The 20,322-nt window shown below is 69.9% G+C and carries 18 protein-coding genes; 9 read left to right on the top strand and 9 right to left on the bottom strand.

What is annotated here, in order from left to right; all coding sequences use genetic code 11:
- Positions 1–6 precede the first annotated feature (6 nt).
- Positions 7–387 (bottom strand): polyketide cyclase / dehydrase and lipid transport, encoded by a 381-nt coding sequence (locus IEZ09_RS32250; RefSeq protein WP_189257582.1) that lies wholly within the window; start codon positions 385–387, stop codon positions 7–9.
- A 98-nt stretch (positions 388–485) separates the two neighbouring features.
- On the opposite strand from IEZ09_RS32250, the gene IEZ09_RS32245 reads away from it, so the two are divergent.
- Both IEZ09_RS32245 and IEZ09_RS32240 read left to right on the top strand, forming a co-directional pair.
- Entirely contained in the window at positions 486–2,282 is a 1,797-nt protein-coding gene (locus IEZ09_RS32245) for an AMP-dependent synthetase/ligase (RefSeq protein ID WP_189257581.1), read from the top strand.
- Positions 2,283–2,530: 248 nt separating this feature from the next.
- Positions 2,531–5,395, top strand: coding sequence for an AfsR/SARP family transcriptional regulator (locus IEZ09_RS32240; RefSeq protein WP_189257580.1), 2,865 nt, complete (start codon positions 2,531–2,533; stop codon positions 5,393–5,395).
- Here IEZ09_RS32240 and IEZ09_RS32235 read toward each other — a convergent pair.
- The 4 genes from IEZ09_RS32235 to IEZ09_RS32220 form a co-directional block, all read right to left on the bottom strand.
- On the bottom strand, positions 5,385–6,488 hold the full coding sequence (locus IEZ09_RS32235; protein WP_189257579.1) for a glycosyltransferase family 4 protein: 1,104 nt from the start codon (positions 6,486–6,488) through the stop codon (positions 5,385–5,387). The genes IEZ09_RS32240 and IEZ09_RS32235 overlap by 11 nt on opposite strands.
- A gap of 10 nt (positions 6,489–6,498) precedes the next feature.
- Positions 6,499–7,266 carry a hypothetical protein gene (locus IEZ09_RS32230; protein WP_189257578.1) on the bottom strand — a complete coding sequence of 256 codons (768 nt, stop codon included), beginning with the start codon at positions 7,264–7,266 and terminating at the stop codon, positions 6,499–6,501.
- A 10-nt stretch (positions 7,267–7,276) separates the two neighbouring features.
- Complete coding sequence (locus tag IEZ09_RS32225; RefSeq protein WP_189257577.1) at positions 7,277–8,281, bottom strand: C40 family peptidase; 1,005 nt, start codon at positions 8,279–8,281, stop codon at positions 7,277–7,279.
- Between the two features lie 91 nt (positions 8,282–8,372).
- Positions 8,373–9,728, bottom strand: coding sequence for an NYN domain-containing protein (locus IEZ09_RS32220; RefSeq protein WP_189257643.1), 1,356 nt, complete (start codon positions 9,726–9,728; stop codon positions 8,373–8,375).
- Positions 9,729–9,856: 128 nt separating this feature from the next.
- On the opposite strand from IEZ09_RS32220, the gene IEZ09_RS32215 reads away from it, so the two are divergent.
- The 3 genes from IEZ09_RS32215 (at position 9,857) to IEZ09_RS32205 (ending at position 12,754) form a co-directional block, all read left to right on the top strand.
- Positions 9,857–11,605 (top strand): DEDD exonuclease domain-containing protein, encoded by a 1,749-nt coding sequence (locus IEZ09_RS32215; protein WP_189257576.1) that lies wholly within the window; start codon positions 9,857–9,859, stop codon positions 11,603–11,605.
- Positions 11,606–12,004: 399 nt separating this feature from the next.
- Positions 12,005–12,373: a VOC family protein gene (locus IEZ09_RS32210; RefSeq protein WP_189257575.1), complete on the top strand. Its 369-nt coding sequence runs from the start codon at positions 12,005–12,007 to the stop codon at positions 12,371–12,373.
- A gap of 93 nt (positions 12,374–12,466) precedes the next feature.
- Complete coding sequence (locus IEZ09_RS32205; RefSeq protein ID WP_045309335.1) at positions 12,467–12,754, top strand: Lrp/AsnC family transcriptional regulator; 288 nt, start codon at positions 12,467–12,469, stop codon at positions 12,752–12,754.
- A gap of 70 nt (positions 12,755–12,824) precedes the next feature.
- On the opposite strand, the gene qcrB is transcribed toward IEZ09_RS32205, so the two are convergent.
- The 4 genes from qcrB to ctaE all read right to left on the bottom strand — a co-directional run bounded on the left by qcrB (position 12,825) and on the right by ctaE (position 17,092).
- Entirely contained in the window at positions 12,825–14,489 is a 1,665-nt protein-coding gene (qcrB, locus tag IEZ09_RS32200) for a cytochrome bc1 complex cytochrome b subunit (RefSeq protein ID WP_189257574.1), read from the bottom strand.
- Complete coding sequence (gene qcrA / locus IEZ09_RS32195; RefSeq protein ID WP_189257573.1) at positions 14,486–15,610, bottom strand: cytochrome bc1 complex Rieske iron-sulfur subunit; 1,125 nt, start codon at positions 15,608–15,610, stop codon at positions 14,486–14,488. The genes qcrB and qcrA overlap by 4 nt, the downstream gene beginning before the upstream one ends.
- Positions 15,607–16,419, bottom strand: coding sequence for a cytochrome bc1 complex diheme cytochrome c subunit (gene qcrC / locus IEZ09_RS32190; RefSeq protein WP_189257572.1), 813 nt, complete (start codon positions 16,417–16,419; stop codon positions 15,607–15,609). Before qcrC ends, qcrA begins: the two co-directional genes overlap by 4 nt.
- A gap of 61 nt (positions 16,420–16,480) precedes the next feature.
- Positions 16,481–17,092, bottom strand: a complete 612-nt coding sequence (gene ctaE, locus IEZ09_RS32185) for an aa3-type cytochrome oxidase subunit III (protein WP_189257571.1) — start codon at positions 17,090–17,092, stop codon at positions 16,481–16,483.
- 106 nt (positions 17,093–17,198) lie between these two features.
- On the opposite strand from ctaE, the gene IEZ09_RS32180 reads away from it, so the two are divergent.
- From IEZ09_RS32180 to IEZ09_RS32165, 4 genes are all read left to right on the top strand, one after another.
- Complete coding sequence (locus tag IEZ09_RS32180; protein ID WP_189257570.1) at positions 17,199–17,588, top strand: hypothetical protein; 390 nt, start codon at positions 17,199–17,201, stop codon at positions 17,586–17,588.
- A gap of 65 nt (positions 17,589–17,653) precedes the next feature.
- Positions 17,654–18,064, top strand: a complete 411-nt coding sequence (locus tag IEZ09_RS32175; RefSeq protein WP_189257569.1) for a hypothetical protein — start codon at positions 17,654–17,656, stop codon at positions 18,062–18,064.
- A gap of 6 nt (positions 18,065–18,070) precedes the next feature.
- The gene (gene trpD, locus IEZ09_RS32170; protein WP_189257568.1) at positions 18,071–19,111 is read left to right on the top strand and encodes an anthranilate phosphoribosyltransferase; all 1,041 of its coding nucleotides are present in this window, start codon (positions 18,071–18,073) and stop codon (positions 19,109–19,111) included.
- 135 nt (positions 19,112–19,246) lie between these two features.
- Complete coding sequence (locus IEZ09_RS32165; protein ID WP_189257567.1) at positions 19,247–19,918, top strand: lysophospholipid acyltransferase family protein; 672 nt, start codon at positions 19,247–19,249, stop codon at positions 19,916–19,918.
- The last annotated feature ends 404 nt before the right edge of the window (positions 19,919–20,322 follow it).

Raw genomic sequence — 20,322 nt, 5'->3', positions numbered from 1 at the left:
CCAAGATCACTCGCCTGGCGGGCAGCCAGGCGGACGACCGTCCTCCAGAGTCAGCTTGAGGCCCAGAGCGACGGACTTCGCGTCGAGCTGGCGGCGTTGCACCTCACGACGCGCGGTGCGCGGGGTGAACGAGCCTGCGGGTGGATCGGCGCGGAGGAAGTAGTGCAGCAGGGTGCCGTCGAGCATCGGCTCGAGCCAGACCTCCATCGTGCCGACGAGCGCGCCGCCGACCGTCCAGCGCAGTCCCTCGTCGCCGCGGTCGGCGTAGACGTCGAGCTCGAGATCCGGCCAGAACGTCCGCCACGACGATGGCGACGCGAAGGCGGCGGCGACCACGCTGGGTGGTACCGCCAGGAATGTCTCGTCAACGACGTCCACGCTGGCCATGAGGTCAAAAGGTAACGGAAGGGCGTACCAACCTTTGTATCGCTGGAATCACACGCTAAGTTTCCCCACCAGTAACAAATCACCGTACGGAGGTTGACGTGCGCGAGTTCAGCGTCCCCGCCACCGCCGCAGTGGCTCCGGAGGAGAACCTCACCGACATGGTGTGGGCCAACGCGGAGCGCTTCGGCAACGCCGTCAGCTTCCGCCGGCAGATCGACGGAACCTGGGTCGACATCACTGCGCGTGACTTCGCCGCGCAGGTCATGGCCGTCGCGAAGGGCCTCATCGCCGCAGGCATCGAGCTGGGTGACCGGGTCGGCCTGGTCTCCAAGACCCGCTACGAGTGGTCGCTGCTCGACTTCGCCATCTGGGCGGCCGGCGGCGTCGTCGTGCCCATCTACGAGACGTCGTCGGCGGACCAGATCGAGTGGATCCTGTCCGACTCCGGCGCGAAGGCGGTCTTCGTCGAGACGTCGGCGCACCGCGCGTCCGTCGACGAGGTCGTCGGCAAGCTGCCCGAGCTGAGCCACGTGTGGCAGATCGAGGGCTCGGCAGCCGCGGTCGACGAGCTGACCGCCCTGGGCGCCGAGATCACCGACGAGCAGGTGCACGAGCGCCGCAAGCAGGTGCAGGCCGACAACACGGCGACGCTGGTCTACACGTCCGGCACCACGGGCCGTCCGAAGGGCTGCACGCTGACGCACCGCAACCTGCTGTCCGAGGTGCGGTCGGCGCTGTCGCGGTTCCCCGAGATCCTCACCGCGGGCAACTCGCTGCTGCTGTTCCTGCCGCTCGCGCACATCCTGGCGCGTGCCCTGGCGCTGGCGTGCGTGTACTCGCGCGCGACGCTGGGCCACACCGCCGACGTGAAGAACCTCGTCGCGGACCTGGGCCAGTTCCGCCCGACGTTCGTGGTCGCGGTGCCGCGCGTGTTCGAGAAGGTCTACAACGGCGCCAAGCAGAAGGCGCACGCCGGCGGCAAGGGCAAGATCTTCGACGCGGCCGAGGCGACCGCCGTCGAGTACTCGAGCGCGCTGGACAACGGTGGCCCCGGCCTGGTGCTGCGGCTCAAGCACGCGGTGTTCGACAAGCTGGTGTTCGCGAAGCTGCGGGCCGCGCTCGGCGGCCGGGCGATCGCCGCGGTGTCCGGTGGCGCGCCGCTGGGTGACCGGCTGTCGCACTTCTTCCGCGGCGCGGGCATCCCGGTGTACGAGGGCTACGGCCTGACCGAGACGTCGGCGGCGGCGTGCGTGACGTTCAAGGGCCAGGAGAAGGTCGGCACGGTGGGCCTGCCGGTGCCGGGCACGTCGGTGCGGATCGCCGAGGACGGCGAGATCCTCATCAAGGGCGACATCGTCTTCACCGGCTACTGGAACAACGAGGCCGCCACCAAGGAGGCCCTCGAGGACGGCTGGTTCCACACCGGTGACATCGGCGAGCTCGACAGCGAGGGCTTCCTGAAGATCACGGGCCGCAAGAAGGAGATCATCGTCACCGCCGGTGGCAAGAACGTCTCCCCCGCGCAGCTCGAGGACCGCATCCGGGCGCACCCCCTGGTGTCGCAGTGCATGGTCGTCGGCGACAAGCAGCCGTTCATCGGCGCGCTGATCACGATCGACCCCGAGTTCTTCCCGTCGTGGAAGGAGTCGCACGGCAAGCCGGCGTCGGCCGAGGTCGCGGACCTGATCGAGGACGCCGACCTGCTGGCCGAGATCCAGGCCGTGGTGGACGAGGCGAACAAGTCGGTGTCGAAGGCGGAGGCGATCCGCAAGTTCCGGGTGCTGCCCGTGGACTTCACCGAGGCCGGTGGCGAGATGACGCCGTCGCTGAAGCTCAAGCGCGCCGTCGTGGCGACGACGTACGCGTCGGACATCGACGCGATCTACGCGAAGTAACAGGTCAGATGCGCGAAAGGCCCAGGAGCTCACAGGAGGAGCTCCTGGGCCTTTCGACCCCCAGCGATCGTGATCCGCGGATCTCCGCGGAACCCGAGAAGTTTGTTGCCCCGGCCCCCCGACCGGGACGTGTAGAAGATTGCCGTACGGCGCTGACGTATCGCTGACGCGCCGATGTCACTCGGCGACAGCGCGCTAATAGGCTGTCCGGTAGACGGGGATCATTCGACACGTATGAGGGGAAGGCGATGGCTCCGGGTCCGCAGTTCCGGCTGCTCGGCCCGATGGAGGTGCGCCTGAACGACGCGCCGGTGGTGCTGCGGGCGGGCAAGCACCGAGCGTTGCTGGCGGCGTTGCTGCTGCGGCCGAACCGCGTCGTTCCCGTGACGGAACTGGTCGAGCACGTGTGGGGTGACACACCGCCGGCGCGCACGCGTGGCACGTTGCAGACGTACGTGATGCGGCTGCGGGCGGCGCTGGGTGACCCGTCGCTGATCCAGACCGCCGCCGACGGCTATCGGATGCGCGTCGACCCGCTGGCCGTGGACGTGCACCGGTTCGCTGACGCGGCTGCCCGCGGACGTGCTGCGGCGGCGTCGAACGACCTGGTCAGCGCGCGGAAAGCGTTTGCCGAGGCGTTGGAGCTGTGGCGTGGGCCGGTGCTCTCGGACGTGCCGTCGGAGACGTTGTACTCCGAGCACGCGCCGCGGCTGACCGAGCTGCTGATGACCGTGCACGAGCAGCGCATCGACGTCGAGCTCGCACTGGGCAACCACGCGGACCTGGTGCCGGAGCTGTTCGCGCTGACGCGGGACCACCCGTTGCGGGAACGGTTCTGGGGCCAGCTGATGCTCGCGCTGTACCGCAGCAGCAGGCAGGCGGAGGCGCTGGAGGCGTTCCGGCAGCTCGACCGGACGCTGGACGAGCAGCTCGGCATCGACCCGACCGAGGAGCTGCGCAAGCTGCACCAGGCGATCCTCGTGGGCGCGCCCGAGCTCGCCGCACCCGTGGCCGCGCGCGAACCGGAACGAGCACCCGCGTCACCGATGCGGCTGCCGGACGACATCGCCGACTTCACGGGACGCGCGTGGCACGTGGAGCGGATCTCCGAGCTCATCACGAGCGGGTCGGTGCCGATCGTGACGCTCGCGGGGCAGCCGGGCGTGGGCAAGACGACGCTGGCGGTGCACGTGGCGCACCTGCTGCGCGACCACTTCCCGGACGGGCAGCTGTACGTCGACCTGCGCGGGTACTCGCTCGGGCCGCCGGCGGACGGGATGGACGTGCTGTCGCGGTTCCTGCGGGCGCTGGGCGTGCCCCCTGACGAGATCCCGCCGGACGCCGACGAGCAGAGCACGATGCTGCGGTCGTTGCTGTCGGGCCGCCGGATGCTGCTCGTGCTCGACAACGCGTCCGCGCCGGACCAGGTGCGATCGTTGCTGCCGGGGACGGCGTCGTGCCGGGTGATCGTGACGTCACGGGACGACCTGCGCGGCCTGATCGCGATGAACGGCGCGCGGACGGTGACGGTGGACGTGTTCACGCCGGCGGAGTCCGCGTCGCTGCTCACGACGCTGCTGGGCCCAGGCGATCACGCGGAGCTGGCCGACCGGTGCGGGCATCTGCCGCTCGCGCTGCGGGTGGCCGCCGCCTACCTGGCAGGGCGCGACGACGTGACGATCTCGGGCTCGCCGATCGAGCTCGCCTACGCGGCTCTCCCGCCCGCGCCGCAGCGGTTGTTCCGGCTGCTGTCGCTGGTGCCGGGCCCTGACTTCACCGCGGAGGCCGCCTCCGCACTGGCCGATGTGGACGCCGAGGGCCTGCTGACGGTGCTGGCGATCGCGAAACTGGTGGTGCCGGTGGTGCCCGGCCGCTACCGGTTCCACGACGAGCTCGTGCGCTACGCGGCCACGTTGCGCGAACAGTCCGACAGCGACGCCGAGCAGGAGATCGCGTGGACGGCGTTGCTCAACCACTACCTGCGCGGCGTGGAGCGTTGTGCCGAGCTGCTCTACCCCGGCATCGTGCGGCTGCCGTCGTCCGCCTCCGGTCCGGCGCCGCGGATCTCGACCCCGGACGAGGCGCTGGCGTGGCTCGACGCGGAACGCCCGAACCTGACCGCCGCGATCCGGCACGCCGCCGACCACGGCCCGGCGCCGATGGCGTGGCAGCTCGCGGACGCGCTGCGGGGGTACCTGTGGATCGGCCAGCACATCGGTGAGTGGCTCGCGACCGCGCACCACGGACTGCAGGCCGCCCAGAGGTCAGGGCACCGCCCGGCCGAGGCCGCGATGCACGCCAACCTCGGCACCCTCTACCTGCGGCTCGGCGAGTACGCGTTGTCGGTCGAGCACCACAACCAGGCCATCGAGCTGTACCGGGCGCTGGGTGACGAGGACGCCGAGGCGAGCGTGCTGAACAACCTCAGCCTCGTCCACCGCCGCTCCGGCCAGCTGCCAGAGGCGAAGCAGGCGCTGGTCCGCAGCCTGGAGATGCTGCGTTCCGCCGACAGCGTCAGCTCCGGCCTGTACAACCTCGGCCAGCTCGCGGTGGAGCTCGGCGAGATCGACGGCGCCGTCGAGCACTTCTCCCAGGCTCTGGCTCTCGCGCCGAACGCCGACAGCCACACCTACCTCGGCATGGCTCTGCGTCTGCAGGGACATCTCGACGAGGCACGCACGCACCTCGAACGCGCCCTGGAGCTCGGCAACGTCCCCGCGGGCGAGGCCGAGGCCTTGGAGAACCTCGCCGCAGTGGAGCTCGCCGCGGGCAACCCCGAGGCAGCGTTGCCGCTGGCCTCGCGGGCGTTGTCGCTGATCGCCGACGGTGGCGACCCGCAGGTGGCGACGTCGGTGCGGATCACGCTCGGCGAGGTCCGCCGCGCGCTGTCCGACCTCGACGTCGCGGCCGAGCTGTTCGAGCAGGCCCTGGTGACGGCGCGCCGGATCGGTTACGCCTCGGGCGAGATCCGCGCGTTGATCAACCTCGCCGTGGTGTGGCGGGATCTCGACCGCGACTCCGACTCCCGCTCGGCCGCCGACGAGGCCGCGCGCCGCAGCGCCGAACTCGGGTTGCGCGCGCTGGAGAACAGGGCCCGCGAACTCAGCCGATGAGGCCTTCGAGGCGGTGTGCGAGCTGGTCCCACCGCCAGTGGTCGCTCACCCACTCCCGCCCGGCACGGCCCATCTTGGCGGCCATCTCGGGGTCGGCGAGCAGGGCGGCGACCCGCTCGGCGACGTTCTCGACGTCGCGACCGTCGACGACGTTGCCGGTGATGCCGTCGCGCACGGTCTCCGGTGCGCCGCCGGACCGTCCCGCGATCACCGGCAGCCCGGTCGCCGAGGCCTCCAGGTAGACGATGCCGAGGCCTTCGACGTCGAGTCCGCGCCCGCGGGTGCGGCAGGGCATCGCGAAGACGTCGCCGGCGTTGTAGTGCGCGGGCAGCTCCTCCCACGGCACGGAGCCGGTCAGCACGACGTCGCGGTTGCCGGCGGCCAGCTTCTCGAGCGTGCCCCGGTACGGCCCGCCGCCGACGATCAGCAGTGCCGCGTCCGGCACCGTGCGCTGGATCAGCGGCAACGCGCGGATCAGAACGTCCTGGCCCTTGCGCGGCACCAGCCGGGACACGCACACGATCACCGGACGGTCGCCCAGCCCGTGACGGCGGCGGATCTCGGCACGCGCGGCCGGATCCGGGCGGTACAGGTCGGTGTCCACACCGGACGGAAGATGTTCCAGCGCCGCCATCGGACCGAACGCCGCCGCGAACCGCGAACGCGTGTAGCGGCTCACGTAGGTCACAACGTCCACACCGGACCCGATGGCCCGCAACGCCTGCCGTGCCACCGGCAGCATCGACCAGCCGACCTCGTGGCCGTGGGTGCACGCCACCGCGCGGCTCAGGCCGAGCGAGGGCGCCAGCAACGCCAGCGGAGCCGCCGCACCGAACCACGCGGCGTCGCAGGATTCGGCGCGCGCGATCTCGCGGGCGCGCTTGAGGACGTCGGGCGTCGGCAGCATCAGCGACGTGGGATGCCGCACGACGGGGAAAGGCTGCTCGGCGTCGAACTCCGCCGCGCCCTTCCACTTCGGCGCGTACACGACGAGGGAGTCCTCGGGCAGCCGTGTCGCCAGCGCGTGCAGGTAGGACTGGATGCCACCGGGGCGGGGCGGGAAGTCGTTGGTCACCAGCAAGGTTCGGCGCACGGGACCAACGCTATCCGATGCTCGACCGCAGGAACTCGCGCCAGCCCGCCACGTCGACCACCCGCGGGTCCACAGCGGACAACGACGCGTGCCGCAGGAAGAAGTCCACGACGCCCCGCTCCCCCAGCTTCGACTCCAGGTAGACCATGATCGAGTACGCCTGCTGGTAGGCCAGGTCACGCCCTGGTCCGCCGAAATCGGACGGCAGTGCCGAGACGTTCGAGGTGAGTGCCGGCGCGGCCTGGCGCAGCGGCACCCCGAGCCCGTGGAACGCCACCCAGTCCGCGAACCCCTCCACCAGCCACAGCGGAGCCGAGTCCGACGTCAGGTCGCGCGTCGCCACGTGCGTGATCTCGTGCCGCAGCAGCACCCGCAACTCCAGCAGCGTGAGCGACGCCGCCCGCGCCCGGTTGAGCACCACTCGCTGCCCGGAACCGTCGCGGATCGCGATGCCGGCCATGTCCGCGAACGCCGGTCCGACGAGCGACACCAGCTCGGCATCCGTCGCCGGGATGACGACGTCGACCCGCCGCACCCAGCTGACATCCAATATATCGGCGACTCCGGTGACCGACTCGTCCACCAGCCCCGACACCCGTGCTGCCAGCTCGCCGTCACAAGAACTGCTGGTCACGGTACCTGCGGAGACCTTGAGCACCGTCTCTTTGCAATGAGTTGTTGCAGTCGGCGGCAACTCAACGGGCCGTGTTGCAATGGTGAGGCCGAGCAGGAACGTCATGGCGACCGTGATCGCCAGCAACGTCCGGAGGTGCTTCACCGGCGCAACGCTAGCCCTCGATGCGCCGAATCACCGCGATAGGCCCGATGGCGTCGATCGGCGCGATCTTCACCGGCTGCCCCTCGGTGGAAGCGTGCACGGCTCGTGCGTTGTCGACGGCCATCGCGACGTGCGACCGGCTCGAGTAGTAGATGATCAGGTCGCCCGCGCGGACGTCGCCCCGCCCCACGACCCGTCCGATCGCGGCCTGTCCGCCGGACGTGCGCGGAATCGCGTACCCGGCAGCCGCGTACGCTTTCATCGTCAGACCGGCGCAGTCCCACTTGTCGAGCCCGGTCGCGCCGTACTGGTACTCGTCGCCGCGCTGCGCCAGCGCGAACGCCAGCGCAATGCCGGCCGCGCCCTCGGGCACGCGGACCGGTGACCTGTCGCCCGGATCGCGCAGCTGGTTCACAACCGGCGCGGGCAGCCGCGTCAACGCCGCGCGCACCTCGCCGATCTGGGCCTGCAACGCGCGGTTGCGCGCGTCCAGGTCGCTCTTCAGCTTCTCGGCCGCCGCAGTGGCCTCGGCGGCACGGGTGCGCGCGTTCTCCGCCGCCTGGTGCGCCTGACGGGCCTTCTCCACCGCACCGGACAGCCGTGCCAGCGAGTCGGCCTTGTCGGAAGCCAGCACCCGCATCATCTCCAGGCGGTTCAGGAAGTCCTGCTGCGAGTCCGCGACGAGCAGCGCCGACAGCTGGTTGAACCGCGCGCCCTCGAACGACGCCTGCGTGATGAGGTCGACCTGGCCGCGGAAGTCGTCCTCCTCGGACTTCGCCTGCCGCTCGATCTGCTGTGCCGCCGCGACATCCGCGGTCGCGCGTTCGAGCTCGGCGCGTCGCTGGACGAGATCCTCCTGTGCGCGCAGCACTTCCTCGTTGAGCTTTGTCGCCTGTGCGGTCAGATCGGCGTACGCGCGCGCCGGATCCGCCGGCTGTGCGGCGAACGACACGGCCGGGAGTGCGGAGAAGAGCAGGGCGGTAACCAGAACACCGCGGGTGAGCTTGCGCGACATCACGTCGCCGATCCCCTTCGCGAGAACAAGACCGTCAAGATTGAGCCGGAGATCGACCCGAAGATCGAATGCGCGTCAGGCTACCGGGTGATCAAACGCGCCCGAGACGGGCCAGCAACACCGCGGACGGCACCGGGTGCGCACCACGCCGGCGCACCGAGTCGGCGACCGCGCGGTCCGACGTCACCACCACCACGGGACGCCCCTCCGGCTCTGCGGTGACCAGTGCACGAATGACGTCGTCGGCCAGAACACCGGGATCGCTGAAGAGGACGCGCACGCCCCGTGGCGCCGCCGCGGGGACAGCCACCACCCCGGCGCCGTCGAACACCAGCGTGACCTCGGCACCCGTGCGCGCGGCCAGCACGGCCAGCTGGTGCACGAGCCGATCCCGTTGGTCCGACAGCGACAGTTCCGGATAGCCGGTCTTCGTGACGTTGTAGCCGTCCACCACCAAGTGGACAGCCGGCAACGCCAGCAGCCGATCGAGGGCGGCGGGGTCCTCCACGCGTCCAACGGCACCCTGCGACGCACTCGCGCCTCGCACGAGGTCGGCAGGACGCGGCCCGGTGCCGCCCAGCGCGAGCTCACGACGCAGGCCCGTCACGGCACCGTCGAGCGTGTCGACGAGCAGCGCGAGCCGCACCTCGTCGGCCTGCCGTGCCTCCCGAGCGGACTGGCGCGCGACCTCGGCGTCGGCGATCGCCCGTTGTGCCTTGGCCCGCTCGGTCTCCGCCCGTTCCCGTTCCCGGTCGCGCTCGGCGGTGAGGCGCTTGACCTCCTCGGCCGTGCGTACCTGGATCTTCTCCACCTCGGCGGCGGCGGCCTCCGCGGCGTCCTTGGCCTCGCGCAGCTTCACGCCCTGCTCGCGCAACCGCTTGCGCAGTCGTTCCAGTTCGATCTCGGCGTCCGCGCGGACGCGTTCGGCGGCGCCGTCGAGCTGGCTGCGTTCGGCCTTCAGCCGTTCCAGCTCGCTCTCGAGCCGTTCCGCTCGTGCCACCGCGGCATCCCGCTCGGCGCGCAACGTCGCGTCGCCGACCCGCCGCGACACCAGTTCCACGTAGTGCGGCGCGACCTCGTCACCGGTCAGCACCGCCGCCGCGGCGGCCGTCACCGGGTCCGGCGAGGTCACCTCCAGCGTCGACGGCCTGTTCTTGCGCAACCACTCCACGACAGCGGTGCGGAAGTTCGCCGAGTTCCGCAGGCCGGCGACGACCTGAGCCCCGCCCAGCCGGGCGCGTTTCGTCGGGGCGAACTTCGCCACCGGACGCAGGTGCTGGGGAACGTCGACCTTCGCCATCTCGCCCAGCGCGTCGGCACCGAGCTCCGCCAGCCTCACCCGCAACGGCTCCGGCAGGGCCGACCAGTCCACAGTGGATTCCTCTGGGGAATCGTCCGCGGACTCGCCCACCTCCTCGGCGGGCTGGTCGAACTCGGGCTCGGGCATCGGGTCTGGCACCCCAACAGGCTAGAGCCCCGGCGCTTGAGCAGCGCACGGACATCTCCAGCCTTCGGAACAACGATCTGGACAAGCCCACCACGCGGCCTGACAACCGCAGGTCAACGCCCCCGCGGATGATCGCGGCCGAAAATTGTCAGACCCCGCCGCTACCGTCCCACATCGTGACCGGTCAACTGTCCTTCGACGAGCTTGGGACGCCCCTGCGCGACACGACGTTCGTCGTCTTCGACCTGGAGACGACGGGCGGAAGCGCCGAGGAGGACGCCGTCACCGAGATCGGCGCGGTGAAGGTGCGCGGCGGCGAGGTGCTGGGCGAGTTCGCGACGCTGGTCGACCCGGAGCGCGGCATCCCCGTCCAGGTGGCGCAGCTGACCGGTATCACGCAGCTGATGGTCACGGGCGCGCCGAGGCTGCAGACGGTGCTGCCGGCGTTCCTCGAGTTCGCCGCCGGAGCGGTGCTGGTGGCGCACAACTCCGGCTTCGACATCAGCTTCCTCAAGGCGGCCTGCGAGCGGTACGGCTACCGCTGGCCGAAACCGCCGGTGGTCTGCACGGTAAAGCTGGCGCGGCGCGTGCTGAGCCGCGACGAGGCGCCGTCGTGCCGCCTGTCCGCGCTGGCCGACCTCTTCCACACGTCGACCAGACCGACGCACCGGGCGCTGGCCGACGCCCAGGCCACGGTCGAGGTGCTGCACTCGCTGCTGGAGCGGGTCGGCAACGTGGGCGTGCACTCCCTGGAAGAACTGCTGGCCTATCTGCCGGAGGTGACGCCGGAACAACGCCGCAAGCGCTCCCTGGCCGCGCACCTGCCGTCCAAGCCGGGCGTGTACCTCTTCCGCGGCCCCAAGGAAGAGGTGCTCTACGTCGGCACGGCGTCGGATCTGCGCCGCCGCGTCCGGCAGTACTTCACCGCCAGCGAGGGCAGACGCAGGCTCCGCGAGATGGTCGCGCTCGCCGTCCGCGTCGACGCCGTCGAGTGCGCCCACGCCCTGGAAGCCGAGGTGCGCGAACTGCGGCTTCTGCGAGCGCACCGTCCGGCCTACAACCGCAGATCGAAGAACCCGCACCACGCGTGGTGGCTCGTGCTGACCGACGAGCCCTTCCCGCGGCTGTCCATGGTCAGGACCCCGCGCGACGGCGCACTGGGCCCGTTCCGCACGCGCCAGGCAGCCGAGTCGGTGGCGAGCGCGCTGCTCGACGCCGTGCCGCTGCGCTCGTGCACGATCAAGATCCCGGCGACCAACCAGCGGGCCTCCCCCTGCGCCCTGGCCGAGCTGGGCCGCTGCCAGGCCCCGTGCGCGGGCCGTCAGACCGTCGAGGAGTACTCGCCCGCAGTCGTGGCGGTCCGCGATCTCGTCGTCGGCCGCAGCGCCGACCCGTTACGCAAACTCATCGACCACCTGGGCACCCTGGCCTCAGCCGAACGCTTCGAGGAAGCGGCAACCCGCCGCGACCGCCTGGCCGGCCTGGTCCGGTCACTCGACCGCGCCCAGCGCCTGGCCGCCCTCGCCGCGCTGCCCCAACTCGTGGCGGCCCGCCCGGACCGCGAGGGCGGCTGGGAGTTCTCGGTCGTCCGCTACGGCCGCCTCGCCTCCGCCGGCGTCGCCCGCCGCGGCACCCGCCCGATGCCGGTGGTCGACGCACTCGTCGCGTCGGCGGAGACGGTCGTCCCGACCGCCGGTCCCCTGCGCGGCGCACCACCCGAGGAGACCGGCGTCGTGCTGCGCTGGCTCGACCAGCCGGGCACCCGCCTGGTGTACGCGGACGAGCCCTGGTCCTCCCCTGTCGGCGCCGCCGCAGCCTGGCTGCCTTGGGCCGAACAAGCCGCGGGCGCCCGCCCCCTGCACGACCGCTGGACCTGACCCCGCTGCGCCTCCACTGGCGTCGTCCTCCTTGAGCACGCGCCCGCCGCCGATTGTCGACACTCGTCGCATCGGCGAAACAGTCGTGCCGACCGCCGGCCCAGCGAACCGCCCGAAGAAACCTGCGACGTCCCCCCTCGGCGTAGACCAGCCCGGCCTGGTCTACGCCGACGAGTCCTGCCCTCCTCCCTGGCGTCGCCGCAGCTTGGCTGCCGTCAGCCGAACAAGCCACAGACCCCCAGCACGACCGCCGGACCTGACCCACGCCGCGCCCTTAGCAATGAGTGTTTTGCGGACGAAGTCCAAAGTCTCATTGCTAAGGCGCAGGTCAGCGCGATGCTGGCAACTGATATATCGGTTTTGGCACGCCGGGCACGCTGCGAGCGCAGAATCGCGATCATGAGCGAGATCGGGTACGCACTGCACCACGTCCAGCTGACGATCCCGGCGGGCGCCGAGGACGACTGCCGCGCCTTCTACGTCGGCGTGCTCGGCATGGAAGAGGTGGAGAAGCCCCCGGCGCTCGCGGCGCGCGGCGGGTTGTGGGTGCGGTCGGGGTCGCTGGAGATCCATCTCGGGGTCGAGGCGGACTTCCGCCCGGCCCGCAAAGGGCACCCCGGCATCCTCGTCAGCGACCTGGACGCGCTTGCCGAGCGGCTCGTCGGCGCGGGCACCGAGATCACGTGGGACGAGAACTTCCCCGCCTTCCGCCGCTTCCACACGTTCGACAACGTGGGCAACCGGCTGGAGTTCATGACGCCCGCGTGACGAGTCCGCGGCGACGTCCTCACGTCGGCGAGGAGCCGGTAGGGCAGACTACGAGTGCTTTAGTCACCCGTGCTGAGACCAGAGGAGGACGCCGTGGTCACCGCCATCGTGCTGATCCAGGCCGCCGCCGAACGCATTCCCGAGGCGGCGCAGGAGATCGCCGACATCGACGGAGTCACGGAGGTGTACTCCTGCGCCGGTGACGTGGACCTGATCGCGCTCGTGCGGGTGAGCAAGCACGAGGACCTGGCCGCGCTGGTGCCGGGCAAGATCAGCAAGGTCGCCGGCGTGCTGAACACCGACACGCACATCGCGTTCCGCAGCTACTCGAAGCGCGACGACGAGGCGGCGTTCGCCATCGGCCTGGACGACGCGCAGTAGTCGTCACCGGAACCCAGCGCAAACGAAAGCCCCCGTGAACCATCACGGGGGCTTTCGCAGTTGCAGAAGGTCAGGCCTTCGGGTCGGCCGGCTTGCCCGCGAGCTCGCCTGCCTTGTCCTCTGCGCTGATCTCCTCGGAGGCGTGCGCCTTCTTGCGCGCGTTCTCCAGGGCCACGGTCTCCTCGACCGGGTCCGGCGACCACGTGCTGCCGGGGACCGGGTGACCGGCCGAGCCGAGCTTGTTCATCTTCTTCGGCACCGACGCGCCCTGGTAGGCGAGCGGGATCGGGTGGCCGTGGTCGTCCACCGGGCCGAGCGGCTGGTGGATCTCGATGAACTCGCCGTGCGGCAGGCGCTTGATGATGCCGGTCTCGACACCGTGCTCGAGCACCTCGCGGTCGCCGCGCTGCAGGCCGATGCAGATGCGGTAGGCGACGAAGTACGCGATCGGCGGCAGGATCAGCATGCCGATGCGGCCCATCCACGTCGTCAGGTTCAACGAGATGTCGAACTTGTACGCGAAGATGTCGTTGCCGCCCATGAGCAGCAGGACCATGAAGTACGTGATCGCCATCCAGCCGAGCGCGGTGCGGACGGGCACGTCACGCGGGCGCTGCAGCAGGTTGTGGTGCGCGTAGTCCTTGGTCATCTTGCGCTCGATCCACGGGTAGACCGCCGCGATGCCGGTCAGCAGCGGCAGACCGAGGATGAACGGCAGGAACGGCGCAGGGATCGTGTAGTTACCCAGGTAGAACTCCCACGCGGGCCAGATGCGGACCAGGCCGTCGGTCCAGCCCATGTACCAGTCCGGCTGCGAACCGGCGGAGACCTGCGCGGGGTTGTACGGGCCGAAGTTCCAGATCGGGTTGATCTGGAAGACGCCACCCATGATCGCGATGACACCGACGACGATGGCGAAGAAGCCACCGCCCTTGGCCGCGAACACCGGCATGATGCGGACGCCGACGACGTTGGTCTCCTTGCGGCCCACGCCGGGGAACTGCGTGTGCTTCTGGTACCAGACCAGCGCGAGGTGCGCCGCGATCAGGCCGAGGATGATCGCCGGGATGATCAGGATGTGCGCGGTGTAGAGCATCGGGATGATGTCCGTGCCGGGGAACTCCCCGCCGAACATCAGCCAGTTCAGCCACGTGCCGATGACCGGGATCGAGATCAGCAGTGCCGCCATGACGCGGAGGCCGGTACCGGAGAGCAGGTCGTCCGGCAGCGAGTAGCCGAGGAAGCCCTCGATCGCGCCGAGCATGAACAGCACGATGCCGATGACCCAGTTGATCTCACGCGGCTTGCGGAACGCGCCGGTGAAGAAGATCCGGAACATGTGCACGACGATCGCGGCCATGAACAGCAGCGCCGCCCAGTGGTGCACCTGGCGGACGAACAGGCCACCGCGCGTCTCGAACGAGATGTCGAGGGTCGAGGCGAACGCGCGCGACATCTCGATGCCGCGCAGGTTCTCGAACGCGCCGTTGTAGGTGACCTCGGTCATCGACGGGTCGAAGAACAACGCCAGGTACGTACCCGACAGCAGCAGCACGATGAAGCTGTACAGCGCGATCTCACCGAGCAGGAACGACCAGTGCGTCGGGAAGACCTTGTTCAGCTGCTTGCGCAGGCCAGAGGCTGCGTGGAACCGCTCGTCGGCAGCGTTGGCCGCGGCCCCTGCGACGCGCGCGGCCGCGTTGGCCGGCTTCGTCGGCGTGGTGATGGCACTCATGACTTCCGCTCCCAGAACGCCGGACCCACAGCCTCGATGAAGTCGCTGCGGGCAACCAAGTATCCCTCTTCGTCCACAGTGATAGGAAGCTGGGGAAGAGGACGGGTCGCCGGACCGAACCGCGGCTTGGCGTACTCGAACACGTCGAACTGCGACTGGTGGCACGGGCAGAGCAGCAGACCGGTCTGCTGCTCGAACAGCGAGGTCGGGCAACCCAGGTGCGTGCAGATCTTCGAGTACGCGTACAGGTCGCCGTAGTTGAAGTCTTCCTGACCCGCGCGCTTGGTGATCGCCTGGTTCGGGCGCATGCGGATGAGCATGACCGGCGCGTCGGCCCGCTTGAGGGCCGCGACCAGCGCGTGCTCGTCGTTGCGCTCCGACTCGCGGAACGGGAACACCGTCTCGAAGCCGCCCGGCTCGACGTCCTCGGGACGCACCAGGGAGACCTCGTGGAAGTTGCCGGTGTGGCGGCGGAGGTAGACCTTCTCGCCCTTCTCCGACTTCCAGCCGGTGTGCCACAGCGAGTTCTTGGTCTCGCTGTCCGAGTGCGGGTTCTTGATCAGCGCGCCCAGCGGGACGGCCGCGACGCTCAGACCGAGCACGCCGGCGCCGAGGCCCGCGGTGCGCTTGATCATGTTGCGGCGGGCGATGCCGCTGCGCTCACCGGCGTCGGAGAGCTCCGCGACGAGCGTGGCGCGGTCGACCTCGGCCGACGGGCCGTCGTGGCGCTGCTGCACCGCGAGCTCGTCCGGGATGAACTTCTTGGTGTAGAGCAGGGCGCCGACGCCCAGGCCCACCACCGACAGGCCCAGGAAGAAGCCGATCAGCGGGTTGTAGAGCGTGTGCAGCAGGTGGCCGTCGGTGTGCGGGGCCTCGTACTGCCACGGCCAGAACAGGAACACGCCGAGGAAGGCGAGACCCGACAGCGCGGAGATCGCGAACCACAGCGCGACGACCCGCTGAGCGCGACGCTCGGCACGGGTGCCGGGGACCGGCCACTTCTCCTCGTAGTGGACGAGCTCGACGCCGTCCAGCTTGGTGCCGAGCTTGACGAGGTCGTCCCGGCTCATCTCCGCGAGCTCTGCCTCGCTGGGCAGCTCGGTCGGCTTGTCGCCGCTCATGCCTTGGCTCCGATCCAGAGGGTCACGCCGATGAGCGCGGCGATACCCACGATGAACGCGATCAATCCCTCGGACACGGGTCCGAACCCGCCCAGGGGGTTACCGCCGGAGTTGTTGTTTCCGTCGGTGACCGACTTGACGTACGCGATGATGTCTTTCTTCTCTTCCGGCGTGAGCTGGCGCTCGCCGAACTTCGGCATGTTCTGCGGGCCGGTCAGCATCGCCGTGTAGATCTGCTCCTCGGCCACACCGTCGAGCGTCGGCGCGAACTTGCCGGACGACAGCGCGCCACCACGACCCGTGAAGTTGTGGCAGCTGGCGCAGTTGAGGCGGAAGAGCTCGCCACCGCGCGCCGGGTTGTCGCCGCGCAGGGCCTCACCGGTCTCGGCGGGCTTCTTCGGGCCCTCGCCGCCATTCGCGGTGATGTAGGCCATCAGCGCGTTGATCTCCTCGGGGGAGAGCTTCGCGGGCTTGCGGATGGCCTGCGCCTCCTGCCGCGCCATGGGCATGCGGCCGGAGGAAGTCTGGAAGTAGACCGCGGCGTCGCCGACGCCGATCAGGCTCGGCCCGCGGTCCTTGACACCCTCGAGCGAGTTGCCGTGGCAACTCAGGCAGGTGTTGAGGTAGATCTGCTCGCCCTGGCGGACCAGTGCGTCCTGCTGCTGTGCGTTGGCGGTCTGCGCCTGGGGCGCGAACGCGGCGAACAGCATGCCGGCGCTCAGCAGGCCGAAGCCCAGCGCGAGCAGGCCGGCGACCCGGCGGCGCAGCTTCGTGCGGGCGCCGCGAGGGCGTTTCGTAGTGGTGGTCATGGTGTGCGGCAACCCTTGCTGTCAGTTCGGGAGCTCGTGGCTTTGCTGTGTGCTGACTAGGTCAGGGCACGATGTAGATGACGGCGAACAGGCCGATCCACACGACGTCGACGAAGTGCCAGTAGTACGACACGACGATCGCCGAGGTGGCCTGCGCCGGGGTGAACTTGCTGAGCTTCGTCCGGATCAACAGGTAGACGAACGCGATCAGACCACCGATGACGTGCAGGCCGTGGAAGCCCGTCGTCAGGTAGAAGACCGTGCCGTAGGCCGACGACGGGATGGTCGTTCCCTCGTGGACCAGGTTGAAGTACTCCCCCGCCTGGCCGCCGACGAAGATCGCGCCCATGATCAGCGTCACGATGTACCAGCGACGCAGACCGAAGACGTCACCCCGCTCCGCCGCGAACACGCCCCACTGGCACGTGAACGACGACGCCACGAGGATGATCGTGAAGAACGACGCGTAGGGGATGTTCAGGTGGGTTGGCGGTGGTGGCCAATGCCCCGTGTCGTTCTGGGCCTTCACCGTGAAGAACATGGCGAAGAGGCCAGCGAAGAACATGAGCTCGCTGGACAGCCAGACGATCGTGCCGACGCTGACCATGTTCGGACGGTTCAGCGAGTGCACGCGCTGGCCGATTGAAGGCGCTGCCGTGGTCACGGGCAGCATTATTGCTTGCGCTATTTCCGTCCGCCCATCGGGTCCTGGGCGGATCATGGGTCGGCTGGGTCACACCGTGCGTGATCCTGGCGGGTGATCGCGAGGAGATCAACGGATGGGCTTGCTGGGCCGATTGCGGGACTTGCTGCACCGACAGGACGAGCCGGCGCTGTCGATCGACGACCCGGACCTCGTCGTGGTCGTCGAGGCTTTCGACATCGCGGAGGCCGATTCGGCAGCTCTGGCGCGTTCCCCGCAGTGGCGCGCGGACGAGCCCGCGGTGCTGCGACACCACGTCCGCATCCCCGCTGACCAGGTAGAACGCGCGCGAGAGCTGCTCACGCCGGACGGCTGGGTGCTCGTCGCAGGTGATATATCGCATATCAGCCGCGTGCAGAAGCTCGACGCTCTGCACTGCGCCCAGGAGCGGTCGCGGATGGCGTCGCTCGCCCAGCGGCTCGGCGGCGAAGCCCTGGGGTGGGACGCCCTGCAGCCCGCCCGATAGCATCGCGGCGACCTTGGTCACTTTTCTTCAGGACCGCAGTCGCAGCAGCAGCGGAGGATCGTGAGATGAGCACGCAGACCACGAAGATCCTGGTGTTCAGCCACCGGCCCGAGGTGCGTGAGACGATCATCACTGCCGTCGGCCGCCGTCCCGCGCCCGACCTGCCGCGCGTCGACTACGTCGAGGCCGGTGCGATCGCCGACGTCCTCTACGAGGTCGACAACGGCTCGGTCGACCTGCTGATCCTCGACGGCGAGGCGCAGCCGACCGGCGGCATGGGCCTGTCGCGCCAGCTCAAGGACGAGATCACGAACTGCCCGCCGATCGTCGTCGCGGTCCGCCGCAAGGACGACCGCTGGCTCGCGACGTGGTCGCAGGCCGACGCGGTGCTCGTGCACCCGCTGGACCCGCTGGCCGCCGCCGAGACCGTGGCCGAGGTGCTGCGGGGCTCGGCTGTTCCTGCCGTCAAGGGCTGATCGGCCATGAGCCAGCGCACCTGGCCCTCGCTGCTCAACCGGCTGCTCGACGGCGTCGACCTGACCGCCGACGACACCGCCTGGGGAATGGACCAGGTGATGTCCGGCGAGGCGACCCCGGCGCAGGTCGCGGCGTTCATCGTCGCGTTGCGCGCCAAGGGTGAGACGCCGGAGGAGATCGACGGCCTCGCGACCATGATGCTGAACCACGCGCGTCGCTTCACGGTGGACGTGCGGGCGACGGACATCGTGGGCACCGGCGGCGATCATTCCGGTTCGGTGAACATTTCGACGATGGCCGCGATCGTCACGGCCGCCGCTGGCGTGCCCGTGGTGAAGCACGGCAACCGCGCGGCGTCGTCCCAGTGCGGCACGGCGGACGTGCTGGAGGCGCTGGGCGTCGCGATCGACCTGCCGCCGGAGGGCGTGCAGGAGACGGTGCGGCAGCTGGGCGTCGGGTTCTGCTTCGCCCCGGTGTTCCACCCCGGCTTCCGGCACGCGGGCCCGGTGCGCCGCGAGATCGGCATCCCGACGTCGTTCAACCTGCTCGGCCCGCTGACGAACCCGGCCCAGCCCAGCGTCGGCCTCATCGGCTGCGCACGCGCCGCCGCGGCACCGCTGATCGCCGGCGTCTTCGCCCGTCGCCGCAACACCGCGCTGGTGGTGCGGGGCGACGACGGCCTCGACGAGATCACGACGACCACGACGACGTCGGCCTGGCTCGCCCAGGACGGTGTCGTGCGCACGGCGACCATCGACCCTGCCGTGCTCGGGGTGAAGCCCGCGCGCGAGGAGGACCTGAAGGGCGGCGACGCGTCCGTCAACGCCCAGGTGGTCCGAGACCTGGTGGCCGGCAAGACGGGTTCGGTGCGGGACGCGGTGCTCGTGAACGCCGCCGGCGCGATCGCGGCGCACGGCGGGTTCTCCGACGACCTGCACGCCGACCTGGCTGCCGCACTGAGCCGTGCGGCGGACGCCGTCGACTCGGGTGCGGCGGCGACGCTGCTGAGCCGCTGGGTGGAGCTCTCCACGGCTCTGAAGGGCTAGTTCGGTCACGCGCCGTCCCCGGTGCGTGACCCTGCTCGCACGGCCGCCGCATCGGTGTAGTCCGAGCGAGTGACCGGCCGGAGATGCGCACCACGTGGTAACGCGTCGGCAATCGCCACCTGGAATGCTGGAGGCATGGTCCTCTACCCGGTGATGAAGCATGTCGTCGCGCGCGCAGCCCGTCTCGTCTACCGCCCGGTGGTCGACGGTCTGGAGAACATCCCCACCGACGGCCCCGTCATCCTGGCTGCCAACCACCTCAGCTTCATCGACAGCGTCGTGATCCCCATGGTCGTGCCGCGGCGCGTGTCGTTCCTCGCGAAGGCGGAGTACTTCACCGGTACCGGGGTGAAGGGGTCGCTGTCCCGCTGGTTCTTCTCGTCGCTCGGCCACGTGCCGGTGCACCGCGGCAAGGGCCGCGACGCGCGCGCCGCGCTCGACACCGCCGCCGAGATCCTCGGGCGCGGTGAGGCCTTCGCGATCTACCCGGAGGGCACCCGCTCGCTCGACGGCAAGCTGCACCGCGGCCGCACCGGTGTGGCTCGCATGGCGCTCGAGTCCGGGGCGCCGGTCGTGCCGGTCGGCATCATCGGCACGGACAAGGTGCAGCCCGTGGGCAGCAAGATCCCGAAGATCGTCCCTGTGACGGTCCGCTTCGGCGAGCCGCTCGACTTCAGCCGCTACGACGGCATGCAGGAGTCGCTGCCGGTGCTGCGCAGCGTCACCGACGAGATCATCTACCGCATCCTGGACCTGAGCGGCCAGGAGTACGTCGACGCGTACCAGAAGACCCCGGTCGCCGCGTAGCGCCTCAACGGCGCACTCAGGACCTGCGAAGGGCCCTTCCTGCCACCACACGGCGGGGAGGGCCCTTTCGCGTGATATATCGCGCGCGAGATGCGATATATGGGATATCGGACCGATACATCGCATATGGGATATTGGGCGAACGACGACACCCCGGCGATATCCGGTATGCGATGTATCACATGCGGGATATCGGGCCGCACAAGCGCAGAAACGACTGAGGCCCTCAACGACCGAGGCCCCTCAACGACCGAGGCCCCTCAACGACTGAGCCCCTCAACGACTGAGCCCCTCAACGACTGAGCCCCTCAACGACTGAGCCCCTCAACGACTGGGGCCCCCTCCGTGGCGAGTTCTAGGGGTCGTCGCAACACAACTGATCAACTGGCTTGGGCCAGGAGCTT

This window comes from Lentzea flava (assembly GCF_014648475.1).
In the GTDB taxonomy this organism is placed as follows: domain Bacteria; phylum Actinomycetota; class Actinomycetes; order Mycobacteriales; family Pseudonocardiaceae; genus Lentzea; species Lentzea flava.
Note: the sequence above shows the minus strand (reverse complement) of the source record. Positions and strands in the feature narration are given on the sequence as shown.

Coding starts and splice junctions, on each gene's coding strand:
- IEZ09_RS32175 (WP_189257569.1), top strand. CDS start 17,654: ATGAGCACGCAGACCACGAAGATCCTGGTGTTCAGCCACCGGCCCGAG.
- trpD (WP_189257568.1), top strand. CDS start 18,071: ATGAGCCAGCGCACCTGGCCCTCGCTGCTCAACCGGCTGCTCGACGGC.
- IEZ09_RS32240 (WP_189257580.1), top strand. CDS start 2,531: ATGGCTCCGGGTCCGCAGTTCCGGCTGCTCGGCCCGATGGAGGTGCGC.
- qcrB (WP_189257574.1), bottom strand. CDS start 14,489: ATGAGTGCCATCACCACGCCGACGAAGCCGGCCAACGCGGCCGCGCGC.
- IEZ09_RS32225 (WP_189257577.1), bottom strand. CDS start 8,281: ATGTCGCGCAAGCTCACCCGCGGTGTTCTGGTTACCGCCCTGCTCTTC.
- IEZ09_RS32250 (WP_189257582.1), bottom strand. CDS start 387: ATGGCCAGCGTGGACGTCGTTGACGAGACATTCCTGGCGGTACCACCC.
- qcrA (WP_189257573.1), bottom strand. CDS start 15,610: ATGAGCGGCGACAAGCCGACCGAGCTGCCCAGCGAGGCAGAGCTCGCG.
- IEZ09_RS32165 (WP_189257567.1), top strand. CDS start 19,247: ATGGTCCTCTACCCGGTGATGAAGCATGTCGTCGCGCGCGCAGCCCGT.
- IEZ09_RS32180 (WP_189257570.1), top strand. CDS start 17,199: ATGGGCTTGCTGGGCCGATTGCGGGACTTGCTGCACCGACAGGACGAG.
- IEZ09_RS32220 (WP_189257643.1), bottom strand. CDS start 9,728: ATGCCCGAGCCCGAGTTCGACCAGCCCGCCGAGGAGGTGGGCGAGTCC.
- IEZ09_RS32215 (WP_189257576.1), top strand. CDS start 9,857: ATGATCGCGGCCGAAAATTGTCAGACCCCGCCGCTACCGTCCCACATC.
- IEZ09_RS32210 (WP_189257575.1), top strand. CDS start 12,005: ATGAGCGAGATCGGGTACGCACTGCACCACGTCCAGCTGACGATCCCG.
- qcrC (WP_189257572.1), bottom strand. CDS start 16,419: ATGACCACCACTACGAAACGCCCTCGCGGCGCCCGCACGAAGCTGCGC.
- ctaE (WP_189257571.1), bottom strand. CDS start 17,092: ATGCTGCCCGTGACCACGGCAGCGCCTTCAATCGGCCAGCGCGTGCAC.